9 protein-coding genes are annotated in these 12,161 nt (G+C 70.5%); 6 read left to right on the forward strand and 3 right to left on the reverse strand.

The window, feature by feature from the left end; translation table 11 throughout:
* The first annotated feature begins 15 nt into the window (after positions 1-15).
* The 4 genes from ABGB14_RS43520 (at position 16) to ABGB14_RS43535 (ending at position 8,033) form a co-directional block, all read left to right on the forward strand.
* Positions 16-3,831: a S8 family serine peptidase gene (locus ABGB14_RS43520; protein WP_347649746.1), complete on the forward strand. Its 3,816-nt coding sequence runs from the start codon at positions 16-18 to the stop codon at positions 3,829-3,831.
* 137 nt (positions 3,832-3,968) lie between these two features.
* A complete protein-coding gene (locus ABGB14_RS43525) occupies positions 3,969-4,319 on the forward strand; it encodes a hypothetical protein (protein ID WP_347649747.1) in 351 nt (116 codons plus the stop codon).
* A 3-nt stretch (positions 4,320-4,322) separates the two neighbouring features.
* On the forward strand, positions 4,323-6,446 hold the full coding sequence (locus ABGB14_RS43530; RefSeq protein ID WP_347649748.1) for a carbon starvation CstA family protein: 2,124 nt from the start codon (positions 4,323-4,325) through the stop codon (positions 6,444-6,446).
* 357 nt (positions 6,447-6,803) lie between these two features.
* The gene (locus ABGB14_RS43535; protein ID WP_347649749.1) at positions 6,804-8,033 is read left to right on the forward strand and encodes an MFS transporter; all 1,230 of its coding nucleotides are present in this window, start codon (positions 6,804-6,806) and stop codon (positions 8,031-8,033) included.
* Here ABGB14_RS43535 and ABGB14_RS43540 read toward each other — a convergent pair.
* On the reverse strand, positions 7,990-8,880 hold the full coding sequence (locus ABGB14_RS43540; RefSeq protein WP_347649750.1) for a helix-turn-helix domain-containing protein: 891 nt from the start codon (positions 8,878-8,880) through the stop codon (positions 7,990-7,992). The genes ABGB14_RS43535 and ABGB14_RS43540 overlap by 44 nt on opposite strands.
* 331 nt (positions 8,881-9,211) lie before the next feature.
* On the opposite strand from ABGB14_RS43540, the gene ABGB14_RS43545 reads away from it, so the two are divergent.
* Positions 9,212-9,676: a GNAT family N-acetyltransferase gene (locus ABGB14_RS43545; protein ID WP_347649751.1), complete on the forward strand. Its 465-nt coding sequence runs from the start codon at positions 9,212-9,214 to the stop codon at positions 9,674-9,676.
* Between the two features lie 15 nt (positions 9,677-9,691).
* Here the strand turns inward: ABGB14_RS43545 and ABGB14_RS43550 are convergent, their stop codons facing one another.
* Positions 9,692-10,162 carry a hypothetical protein gene (locus ABGB14_RS43550; protein WP_347649752.1) on the reverse strand — a complete coding sequence of 157 codons (471 nt, stop codon included), beginning with the start codon at positions 10,160-10,162 and terminating at the stop codon, positions 9,692-9,694.
* Between the two features lie 38 nt (positions 10,163-10,200).
* Between ABGB14_RS43550 and ABGB14_RS43555 the strand changes: the two genes are divergently transcribed.
* Entirely contained in the window at positions 10,201-10,791 is a 591-nt protein-coding gene (locus ABGB14_RS43555; RefSeq protein ID WP_347649753.1) for a TetR/AcrR family transcriptional regulator, read from the forward strand.
* A gap of 50 nt (positions 10,792-10,841) precedes the next feature.
* Here ABGB14_RS43555 and ABGB14_RS43560 read toward each other — a convergent pair whose 3' ends face one another.
* On the reverse strand, positions 10,842-12,062 hold the full coding sequence (locus ABGB14_RS43560; protein WP_347649754.1) for a family 16 glycosylhydrolase: 1,221 nt from the start codon (positions 12,060-12,062) through the stop codon (positions 10,842-10,844).
* Positions 12,063-12,161 lie beyond the last annotated feature (99 nt).

Consider the following 12,161-nt stretch of genomic DNA (forward strand, 5'->3'; position numbering starts at 1 on the left):
CACTGAGGGGCGACGATGGACCTGTCCACATCTCCTGGATCTCCTGGATCTCCTGGATTCACCACGTTCGGACGCCGGCTGGCGGCGGCCATGGCGCTCACAGGGCTGGCACTGGCCGGACTGACCGCGCCGGGCCAGGCCACCGCGGCGGCCGGCTCGGCAGAGCAGAAGACCTACATCGTGCAGATGACCCCCGACCCCGTGGCGACGTACGAAGGGGACGTCGCGGGGCTGGCCGAGACCAAGCCCGAGCAGGGCGAGAAGATCGACCCCGGCTCCAGCGACGTGACGAGGTACGCCGACCACCTGCGCGGCAGGCACGACGCCGCGTTGAAGAAGGTGGGCGGCGGCCCGAAGGTCTACGACTACGTCTACTCCTACGGCGGCTTCGCGGCCCGGCTGACCGAGGCGCAGGCCGCCGGGTTACGCGCGCTGCCCGACGTCGTGGCCGTGACCGAGGACAGGAAGGTGCCGGTGGCGACGTCGTCGACGCCGTCGTTCCTCGGCCTCGACAAGCGCGGCGGGCTGTGGGACGAGCTCGGCGGCCCCACGGGCGGCCGGCGGGGCAAGGGCGCGGGCGACGGCCTGGTCATCGGCGTGATCGACAGCGGCATCTGGGCCGACAGCCAGAGCTTCGCCGACCCAGGGCCCGGCGGGAAGCCGTACGGCAAGGTGCCCGGCTTCCACGGCAAATGCCCGCGGAGCAGCCCTGACGAGTCGTGGACCGCCCCCCTGTGCAACGGCAAGCTCGTCGCGGCGCGGCACTTCAACGCCGGCTGGGGCGGAGACGAGGGCGTCAAGCAGGCGATGCCGTGGGAATACCTGTCGCCGCGCGACTACAACGGCCACGGCACGCACACCGCCTCGACCGCGGCGGGCAACCACGGCGTCGAGGTGACCGGGCCGGCCGCGGTGTTCGGCTCGATCAGCGGCATCGCGCCGCGCGCCAGGGTCGCCGCCTACAAGGCGCTCTGGTCGACGGAGGACGCCTCCACGGCCAACGGCTTCTACTCCGACCTGGTCGCCGCCATCGACCAGGCGGTGGCGGACGGCGTGGACGTCATCAACTACTCGGTCTCCGGCACGAGCTCGGACCTGCTCGACCCGGCCGAGGTGGCGTTCCTGTCGGCGGCCGAGGCGGGCGTGTTCGTGGCGGCCTCGGCCGGCAACAGCGGCCCGGCCGCGAGCACCGTCGCGCACCCGTCCCCCTGGGTGACCACGGTCGCGGCGGGCACGCACGACCGCGGCACGCGGGGCTCGGCCACGCTCGGCGACGGCACCACGCTGAGCGGCGCCTCGCTGGCGGCGGTCAAGGCGGGGCCCGCGCCTCTCGTCGACTCCACCGCCGCGGGGCTGCCGGGCGCGGACGCGACCCGGCTGGCGCAGTGCCACGCCGCCAGGGACAACGGCGGCCAGGCCGTGCTCGACCCGGCCAAGGTCAAGGGCAAGATCGTCGTCTGTGACCGCGGGGAGACGCCGCGCGCCAACAAGAGCGTCGCCGTCGCCGAGGCGGGCGGGGTCGGCATGATCCTGGCCAACACCGACGACAACTCGCTCAACGCCGACCTGCACGCCGTGCCGACGCTGCACGTCGCGCAGAAGGACAGGCAGGCGGTCAAGGACCACGCCGCCGCGGACGGCTCGACGGCCACGATCGAGCAGGCGGAGATCGTCGATGACGCGCCCGCCCCTTACGTGGCCGCGTTCTCCTCCCGGGGGCCGCTGACCGCCGCGGGCGGCGACCTGCTCAAGCCCGACCTGACCGCGCCCGGGCAGGACATCCTGGCCGCGTACGCGCCGCCGGGCGCCAACGGGTCCGCGTTCAACGTCGCGAGCGGCACGTCGATGTCGGCGCCGCACGTCGCCGGGCTCGCCGCGCTGCTGAAGGACCTGCACCCGCGCTGGTCGCCGATGGCCGTCAAGTCGGCGCTGATGACCAGCGGCTCCGACGTGCTCGACGGGCCCGGCCACGACCCGTCGGTGATCTTCGGCCAGGGCGCCGGCCACGTCGTGCCGAACAGCGCCGCCGACCCCGGACTGGTCTACGACAGCGACATCAGGGACTGGCTGGCCTTCCTGTGCGGCTCGACCAGCGGGGTCGAGGAGCGGACCTGCGAGCACCTGGCCAGGAAGGGCCACTCGTTCGAGGCCGGCGACCTGAACGTCCCGTCCATCGCGGTCGGCCGGCTGCCCGGCACGCGTACGGTGACCCGCGAGGTCACCAACGTCGACCGCCGCACCGCCACCTACACCGCCTCCACGACCGGGCTCGAAGGCGTCGACGTCACGGTCGAACCGCGCCGGCTCACCCTGCGGCCGGGGCAGACCAAGTCGTTCACGGTGACCCTCAAGAGGACCACCGCCCCCATGAACGCCTACGTGGGCGGGCAGCTCACCTGGAAGGACCGCCGGCACACCGTGCGCGTGCCCGTCGTCGTACGGCCGGTGGCCGAGGCGTGGGCGGCCGCCCACGGGGTCGCGGGCGGGGAGGACACCGCCGGGCACATCGCCCTCGACCCCGAGGGCGAGCGGGTCTACGTGTCCGGCGCGAGCTACGGCTCGCAGCCCGGCGTGCGCAGCGCGCGCATCTCGACCGTCGCCCACGACGCCGCCACCGGCGCCGAGCTGTGGAGCGCGGCGTACGCGGGACCGGCCGGCACCTTCGACGAGCCGGCGGGGATCGAGGTGAGCCCCGACGGCGCCCGGCTCTTCGTCACCGGCATCAGCGCCGGCCAGGACACCGGCAACGACGCCGTCACGATCGCGTACGACACGGCCACGGGCGAGGAACTCTGGGTCGCGCGGCACAACGGCACGGCGAACGCCTCCGACCGCGCCGACGCCCTGACGGTCGGCCCCGACGGGACGCACGTCTACGTCACCGGCATGACCTCGCTGGGCGTGGGCGGCAAGGACGACTACGTCACGGTCGCGTACGACGCGGGCAGCGGCGAGCAGAAGTGGGTCGCGCAGTACAACGGGCCCGGCGACGGCACCGACTCCGCGCGGGTGGTCAAGACGACTCCTGACGGCTCCAAGCTCCTGGTCACCGGCCAGAGCCAGGGCGCGCCCGGCACAGGATGGTCCGACTGGGGAACCGTGGCCTACGACGCCGCCACCGGCGAGCAGCTCTGGACAGCCCGGCACGACGGCCCGGCGAACGGCTGGGACATTCCTGGCGGCATGTCCGTCGCCGCGGACGGCGCGTCGTTCTTCGTCATCGGAACCAGTGCCGGGGAGACGAAGACCGACATGACCACGATCGCGTACGACACCGCCACGGGAAAGGAGCTCTGGTCGGACCGTTACGACGGACCCGCGCACGGCGGCGACACCCCGCGCGACATCACTTCGGGGCCTGACGGCACGCTGTATGTCACCGGCAACACCGAGGGTGAGGGGACGAGGGACGACTTCACCACGATCGCCTACCGTCCAAGGACGGGCGAGCGGGTGTGGGTGCAGCGCCACAACGGCAGGGCGAACGAGCAGGACCTCTCCTGGGACGTCGCCGTGACACCGGACGGCAGCAAGATCGTCATCACGGGGCAGGGCTGGAACGAGGTGGCCAGGCCCGACGAGTTCCTTCAGAAGTTCGACTACGTGACGATCGCCTACGACGCCGCGACCGGTGAGCCCGTCTGGACCGGCGAGTACGGCGGCCCGGCCGGCGCCGCGGACAAGGCGCATGCGCTCGCCGTGGACGCGACCGGCGACTCCGGGGTGCGGATCTTCGTGACCGGATCGAGCACGACGTCCGGGGACCTGCTCTCAGGAACGGAGGTCGATTTCACCACGGTGGCCTATTTCGAGCCGTGGAAGAAATCATGACCCGTTGACGGTGCGCCCCCTGACCCGCCGGGTCAGGGGGCGCCGCTCTTCCACTGACTTGCCATGCGCGTTTCGAGGTCCGGCAAAGCGGGTAAAGCCGACATAAATTCTGAGCTACCTGTTATCAGGAGCGCCAGATGTCCCGAATCACGTTGACTCCTGCCGCACGTGAAGCGCTGGGCGACGAAGAAGTGTTGTTCTTCGACTGGCACGTGACCGGGCTCTGCTGCGCGGACGCGGGCGAGTTCTCCGTCCGGCCGCTGCGCCGCCCGCGACTGCCCCGGCGCGCACGCCCGCTCGGAACCGACCTGGTGTACGCGCATCCGACCGCCTGGGTGCATCTCACCGGCCTCCCCGTCACGATCGACTGCCGTCCGCTGTGGCGCTGGCGGCGGTTCACCTCCGATCTGCCGCCGGACGCCGGACTGCGCTGCTGCCTGGGGCGCCCCCTTTATGGCTCGCTAGATGGCTCCTTGGATGGGAGGTAACGGGTGAAACTGCGTTCCATCATCATCTGGACGGCGGTCGCCCTCGTCGGTGCCGCGGGATGGGCCGTGCTGGCCCTGTCCAGAGGCGAGAACGTCAACGCGGTCTGGCTGCTGGCCGCCGCGCTCGGCTCGTACGCCATCGCCTACCGCTTCTACGCCCGCTTCATCGTGCGCAGGGTGCTGGGCGCCGACGACCGGCGCGCCACCCCGGCCGAGCGTCTCGACAACGGCATCGACTACCACCCGACCGACCGGCGCATCCTCTTCGGCCACCACTTCGCCGCCATCGCCGGCGCCGGGCCGCTGGTCGGGCCCGTACTGGCCGCGCAGATGGGTTTCCTGCCCGGCACCATCTGGATCGTCGCCGGCGTCATCTTCGCCGGGGCCGTACAGGACATGGTGATCCTCTTCTTCTCCATGCGGCGCAACGGGCGCAGCCTCGGGCAGATGGCCCGCGACGAGATCGGGCCGGTCGGCGGGGCCGCCGCGCTCGTCGCCGTCTTCGCCATCATGATCATCCTGCTGGCGGTGCTGGCGCTGGTCGTGGTCAACGCCCTGGCGCAGTCGCCGTGGGGTGTCTTCTCCATCGCGATGACCATCCCGATCGCCCTGTTCATGGGGTTCTACCTGCGGGTGATCCGGCCGGGCAAGGTCGTCGAGACCACCGTGATCGGCGTCGTGCTGCTGCTGCTGGCGATCGTCGCCGGCGGCTGGGTGCAGGACTCGAGCTGGGCGCCGTTCTTCACGCTGAGCCCGTCGGCCCTGTCCCTCTGGCTCATCGCGTACGGGTTCGTCGCCGCCGTGCTGCCCGTCTGGATGTTGCTCGCGCCGCGCGACTACCTGTCGACGTTCATGAAGATCGGGACCATCGCGCTCATCGCGATCGGCATCGCCGTCACGATGCCGACGCTGAAGACCCCCGCCTTCACCGACTTCGCGTTCAACGGCGAAGGACCGGTCTTCGCCGGGTCGTTGTTCCCGTTCGTGTTCATCATCATCGCCTGCGGGGCCCTGTCGGGATTCCACGCGCTGATCTCGTCCGGCACGACACCCAAGATGATCCAGAAGGAGACGCAGGTCCGGATGATCGGCTACGGCTCCATGCTCATGGAGTCGTTCGTGGCCGTCATGGCCATCACGGCCGCCTGCGTGCTGACCCCCGGCCTCTACTTCGCCATGAACTCCCCCGCCGGCGTCGTCGGGGCCACCGTCGAGAGCGCCGCCCAGGCCGTGACGAACCTCGGCTTCGTCATCACGCCCGAGCAACTGTCGGCGGCGGCGGACGCCGTACAGGAGGAGACGCTGATCGCCCGGACGGGCGGCGCGCCCACCCTCGCCGTCGGCATCTCGCAGATCTTCTCGGGCTTCCTCGGCGGCGCCGGCTGGCAGGCGTTCTGGTACCACTTCGCGATCATGTTCGAGGCGCTGTTCATCCTCACCACCGTGGACGCCGGCACCCGGGTGGGACGGTTCATGCTCCAGGACACCATCGGCAACGTGTGGAAGCCGATCTCCCGGGTCAGCTGGTGGCCAGGACTCATCGTCACCAGCGCCGTCGTCGTTGCCGCCTGGGGCTACTTCCTCTACCAGGGCGTCAACGACCCGCTCGGCGGGATCAACCAGCTCTTCCCGCTGTTCGGCATCGCCAACCAGTTGCTCGCCGCCGTGGCGCTCACCGTGGCCACCACCCTGCTGATCAAGAGCGGGCGGCTGAAGTGGGCCTGGGTGACGGCGATCCCGCTGGCCTGGGACGCCGCCGTCACGCTCACGGCCAGCTGGCAGAAGGTGTTCTCGCCCGATCCGACGCTCGGCTTCTTCTCCCAGCGCGACCGCTACCAGACCGCTCTGGACCAGGGGCAGTTGCTCGCACCCGCCAAGACGCGGGGCGAGATGGAGCAGATCGTGCTCAACTCCACCGTCGACGGCATCCTGGCCGCGCTGTTCGCGATCCTCATCGTCGTCGTGATCCTGGACGCGCTACGGGTGTGGATCCGGGTGATCAGGAGCGGGGAGACGCTGCCGACCGCTGAGGCGCCGTACGAGGAGTCCAAGATCCTCGCACCGGCCGGTCTCATCGCCACCCGGGAGGAACGCGCGATGATGGCGAAATCGTCACCCGACGGCTGACCGGGCCGCTGCTCCGCCCGTTCATGCCTCGCCAACAACCTGGCGACTCCCGGCCAACGACAACGGCGCGAATCTCCTGAACGCTTGAACCGAGCGCTTCACGACGAGGGGAGAGATGTCATGCGCACGAACGGCTGGAACTAGGGACAGGTGAGACGGCAGCACTCGGGGTCCGGTCCTCGAGTGCTGTCCACCACGCACGCAACCGTCGCGGGCGGTGTGCACGCCTGGCGTACGAACTGTGCACTCCATGCCGTTCCCCCCGGCGACGGCCGCCCGGCATGGTGAAACAATGCCGACAACGAGAAAGCCGGCGGTCCTCGGGACCGTCGCGGCCGCGAGCGCGCGGACCGGGTGATGGCCACCTTCTCCGGCCTTTTCACGGTGCGCGAGTTTCGCTACCTCTACCCGGCCTATGCGCTCTCCTACGTGGGCGACCAGCTCTCGTCCGTCGCCGTGGCCATACTGGTGTTCGACAGGACCGGCTCGCCGGCAGCCACCGCGGTCGCGTTCTCCGCGGCGTTCCTGCCGTCCGCGCTCGGCCCCGTGCTGGGTTCGCTCGCCGACAGGTTTCCGCGCCGCGGCCTGCTCATCGCCTGCGACCTGGCCAGGGCGATACTGGTCGCGGCGCTGGCGCTGCCGGGCATGCCGATCGGCGCCGCGATCGCCCTGCTCTATCTCGCGCACCTGTTCACCCCGCCGTTCATGAGCGCTCGCGCCGCGTTGATGCCGGACGTGCTCAGCGGCGAGGCCTACATCGCCGGCAACGGCCTGACCAACCTCACCTACCAGATCAGCCAGGTGGCCGGGTTCGCGATCGGAGGCGCCGTCGTCCTGCTCGTCACGCCCGCGGGCGCGCTGCTCGTGAACGCCGCGACATTCGCGCTCTCCGCGGCGCTCATCTGGCGGGGCATCAGGCCCCGGCCCGTGCCCGAGAGCGAGGGCGCCCGCTGGTCACCCCTCAAGGACGCGGCGGCAGGGGTGCGCCACGTGTTCGCCGACCCCTGGCTGCGGCAGTGCCTTCTCCTGGTCTGGCTGGTGCCGGCCTTCGCCTTCGGCACCGAGGCGATCGCCTATCCCCTCGCCCGCGAACTGGGCGGCGGCCCGCCACTCGCCGGGGTGCTCATGGCCACCATCGCCCTCGGCTACGCGACCGGGGCGACCGTCCTCACCCGGTGGACGCGCCCGCCCGTTCGCGACCGCGTCACGGTGCCGCTCGCCGTGCTCTCCGGGCTCGCCCTGCTCCCCATGCTCGCGCACCCGCCCGCACCCGTGGTGCTGGCCCTGCTGTTCTGCTGCGGCATTGGCTGCTCGTTCAGCACGCCGCTCAACGCGATGTTCGTCCAGCGGGCCGCGCCGGCCTACCGCGGACGCGCCATGGGAGTCGCGATCGCCGGCATCGCCGCCGGCCAGGGCGGCGGATTCCTCCTGGCGGGATGGGTCACCGAACTCGGCGTCACCGCCTCGGCCACGGTGGGACTGTGCGGGATCGGCGCTCTCGTCGCCGCGGTGTGCTGCGGCGCCGCCTACACGTCCGCAGCAGCTAGTGCGGTGCCGTCCGGGCCGTCCGGGCCGTCCGGGACCTGAACTCCCGCGGCGACTCGCCATAGACCTTCCGGAACGTACGGCTGAAGTCCGCCGGCGCGCCGAAGCCCCACCTGGCGGCGATCTGGCGGATCGGCACGTCGGCGAGGGCCGCGTCGGCGAGGTCGCGACGGGTACACCTCAGCCGCTGGTCGCGGATCCAGCCGCAGACCGTGTCGCCCTGCTCCTGGAACAACCGGTGCAGGTAGCTCACCGAGATGTGGTAAGCCTCCGCAATGGAGCTCGGTGAAAGCTGGTGGTCGCCCAGGTGGCGCTGGATGTGGGCGCGTATCCGCCGGACGAGGTCCTGCCGCCGGTAGCTCTCCCGCCCGCCGGCTCCGCATTCGAGCAGGCTGGAGAAGCACACGGACACAAGGTCCACCAGCACCATCCCCAGCCGCTGCCCGTCGGCCGGTCTGAGCGACAGCTTCTCGTCGGACAGGGCCTGGATGAACTTCTTCAACAGCTCGTACACCCCGCTGTCAGCGGGGACGCCATGCCCGAGCACCGCGTCCACGGCCGGCGCCCGAAGCGGCAGCACCGGCTTCGGGATGATGACCACGGCCACCTCGAGGCCGCCGTGCCCGTCGGGCCGCAGAACCATCTCGTCGAGCCGGGCGAGGTCGTGCGCGTAGAGACCGCCGGCGGTCACGGTGTCCTGACGCCCGGCCCACGTCGCGCTCACCGTGCCGCGCACGGGCAGGACGAGCTGGATCGCGTCCTCGCCCTCCGCCCTCCTCCAGCCGGACTCACGCCGTAGGCGTACCGGACGGTATCTCCTCACCTCGAGCACGGCCACGCCGAGATCGACGACATGCCCGCCGATGAACGCCGTTTCGCTCCCGCGCACTCGTGTCCTCCGCACGCAGCGTTCACGGCACGACCCGACACCTCGACGGCTCCCACCGTGATCCCTCGCGGGTCCGCTCAGGAGGCACGCCCTACCGGGCTGCGAACGCCTCCGCCACGCCCCGAGTCATGTGTAGGGCGGCGCGCGTTTCCTCAGCGTTTCGTCCCAAAGCGCCCCGGACCTTCACGAGGAGCGCATCAGGAGGCGCAGCCGGTCACGGAGCCCCGTCTCGAAGGCGGCCTCGCCGTGCTCATCGCGGCCGGCGCGTAGCGGGGAAGAGCCTCCGCGTCCGCAGCGGCCGGTCGAGCGACTCTGACCTATGGTTTCTCCCATGACCGCAGACTCCCTCCGGCTGGTGCCGGTCACCCCCGCCAACATCGATGCGGCCCTCGCCGTGCGGGTCCGTCCCGACCAGGAACGGCTCGTCGCGCCCGTGGCGAAGTCGCTGGCGGAGGCGTACGTCCACCAGCAGGTCGCCTGGCCCCGGCTGGTCCTCGACGGAGATCGTCCCGTGGGATTCCTCATGGCCTTCCTCGACATCGACTGGAACGGCAAGGGGGTCGACTTCCGGTCGGGCCTGTGGCGGCTCAACGTGGCGGCCGACGCGCAGGCGCGCGGGGTCGGCCGCTTCGCCGTCGAAGCCGTGGCCGGCCACCTCAGGCGCCGCGGCTGCACGCGGATGTACGTCACCTGGCACCCCGGTGACGACGGCCCCGAGAACTTCTACCGCAAGCTCGGCTTCCATCCCACGGGCGAGGAGAGCGACGGCGAGACGGTGGGGGCGCTGGACCTGTAGCGGCGGTCACCGTGCTCATCCGGAGTGCCGGCGATGCGCGGCGAAGAACGCGCGGGCGGAGGCCGGCAGCCAGAGGGCGGCGATCATGGCGAGATGGATGACGTTGCCGGAGATGACGGCCCACCAGTACTCCGAACCGGCGGCGGCGGAGATGTAGCTGGCGAGGGTGGCGATGACCAGGTAGACGGTGAGGGCGATGCGGGCCCAGTGACGCCCCTTGAGCGCCTTGAGGACGAACCAGACGACGAGGACGGCGTCCAGGGCATGCAGGACGATCGCGTAGACAATGGCCGCGTTGACGGCGAAGTCGAGATCGGCGGGGTCGAGAGTGGGGTTGTTGCGCATGATCGACGCGCTGGTGAAGTCGCGGTCGACGGCCATCTGCACCGGTAGGGCGATATAGAGGACGACCAGGACGAGCATGTAGGGGACGAGGAGGCGGAGAGCGGTGGGAACACTCTTTTCTTGGTACAGCCGTACTACCATAATCGAGATGGTAGCACGACTGCGCTAACATGGATCGTATGCCCAGGCTGATCGATCATGAACAGCGCCGCGAAGAGCTCGCCGAAGCAGCCTGGCGAGTGATCATGCGGCACGGCGTAGGCCACGTCTCCGTGCGCATGGTCGCCGCCGAGGCGGGACTCTCCGCCGGATCGCTGCGTCACGTCTTCAGGACGCAGAGCGAACTGCTGGTCTTCGCCATGCAGCTCGTGGTCAATCGCGTCCGCGCCCGGATCACCGCGATCCCGCCACAACCCACCATCAGGCAGGCCGTCGAGGCCGTGGCGCGCGAGCTGCTGCCGCTCGACGACGAGCGGCGCGCGGAAATGGAGGTCAACATGGCGCTGTTCAGCGCCGCCACCGCCGAAGAGAGCCTCAGAGGCCCCCGCGCGGAGGCGCACGAGGCCCTCCGCGAGACCTGCCGCTGGATGATCGCCCAGCTCGACAACGGCGTCGACCTGGCGCCGGGGCGTGACCTGCGGCTGGAAGCCCTACGACTGCACGCGGTCATCGACGGACTCGCCGGCCACCTGGTCTACGAGCCGCCCACGGCGGACACGAGCTGGGCGACCGACGTCCTCTCGACGCACATCGACTCACTCAAGACTTGACCTGCTCTCCGCCCAGAAGGACGGAGAGCCCTGTCCTGCGGGAACATCGCTCAGGAGCGGGTCCACTTCTGGTTCGACGCCCCGGTGCAGTCCCACAGCTGCAGCCGCGCGCCGTTGGCGGTGTTGCGGTCCACGACGTCCACGCACCGGTTGGCCGCGATGTTGACGAGGTCGCCCGCCGGGCTGAGCGTGAAGCGCTGGGCTCCGGTGCCGTTGCACGTGTAGAGCTGGATCGGCGTGCCGTTGGCGGTGCCGGCCGCCGCGGCGTCCATGCACTTGCCCATCGCGCGGACCGTGCCGTCACCGTTGACGGACCACTGCTGGGCGACCGTGCCGTTGCAGTCGTACATCTGCAGCGGGGCGGCGTCCACGGGCTCGGCGCGGGGGATGTCGATACAGCGGCCGTTCAGGCTGGACCTGAGCGCGGCGCCGGATCCCGACCCGCCGTCGGTCCACGCGGAGACGCGAACGTAGTCGATCAGCATCGTCTGCGGGAACGTGGTGCCGGCGTTGGGCGGGCCTGGCCAGTTGCCGCCGACCGCCACGTTCATGATCATGAAGAACGGGTGGTCGAACACCCACCGGTTGCCGCGGAGGTCGGCAGGGGTGATGCGGAAGTATTCCGAACCGTCCAGATACCAGACGATGAGGTTGGGTGACCACTCGACCGCGTACCGGTGGAAGGCGTCGCCGAGCGGCCCGCCGATCGTGCGGCTGCCGCCGATCCCGCTGCCGCCGGAGTAGCCGGGGCCGTGGACGGTGCCGTGCACGGTGTTCGGGACGCTGCCGATGTTCTCCATGATGTCGATCTCGCCGTCGCCCGGCCAGTTGCGCCCGCCGAGCATCCAGAACGCCGGCCAGATGCCCTGGCCCCGGGGAATCTTGATGCTGGCCTCGAAGCGGCCGTACGTCTGGGTGAACTTCTCGGCGGTCAGGATCCGGCCGGAGGTGTACTGGCAGGTGCCGTAGTGGCACTGCAAATTGGACGGGTTCTCCCGGCGGGCGGTGATGGCCAGGTGGCCCTGCCCGTCGTGAGAGACGTTGCGGGTCGAGTCGGTGTAGTACTGCAGCTCGTTGTTGCCCCAGCCCCCGCCGCCGATGTCGAACTTCCACTTGGAGCCGTCGACGGACGTCCCGGCGGCGGCGTTGAACTCGTCGGACCAGGTGACCGGGCCGATGTCGGCCTCGGCCGGGTGGGCGCCGGTGACCAGGCCGCCGGTCAGGGCGGCGAGCAGGGCCGTGGCCGCGAGGAGGAGCCGGGGTTTGCGCATGGAGACCTCCGCTGAGTGGTCTTCGCCCCCCGATCAACAGGATGTAATATCAGCACCTCTCCTTTGTCAACAAGAAGCTTTACTTATTATTGCCGCGTG

Origin of the sequence: Nonomuraea sp. B10E15, from assembly GCF_039871615.1 — a bacterium.
Classification (GTDB): Bacteria; Actinomycetota; Actinomycetes; order Streptosporangiales; family Streptosporangiaceae; genus Nonomuraea.